Source organism: Paenibacillus sp. GQ49 (assembly GCF_059759055.1).
Genome location: NZ_JCAXEL010000060.1, coordinates 1 through 294 on the forward strand (window position 1 = coordinate 1; position 294 = coordinate 294).

The following is a 294-nucleotide window of genomic DNA, read 5'->3' on the forward strand; positions in this document are numbered from 1 at the left end:
CCGTATGTGAAATGGGATCAACGTGAGCGCCAGAGCCAGGAGCCTGTGGAAGGAGAAGTGCAGCTGACCCCGATTCAGCAGTGGTTTTTTGCGAACAACACGACGGAACGAAATCACTTCACGCAGTCCTTCATGCTGCATCGGGCGACCGGGTTCAAGCCGGACGTGCTGGAACAGGTGCTGGATCGGTTGCTGGAGCATCATGATGCGCTGCGCATGAGATATGAGATACAACCAGATGGGAGTATCCGCCAATTCAACCGTCCGGTTCACACTGGAGAGCGGATGTATACC

Annotated in this window: 1 protein-coding gene; it reads left to right on the forward strand. The window is 55.1% G+C overall.

What is annotated here, in order from left to right; translation table 11 throughout:
• The coding region (locus AC6CIF_RS31930) for a condensation domain-containing protein (RefSeq protein WP_498202759.1) at positions 1 to 294 on the forward strand (294 nt) is incomplete at both ends.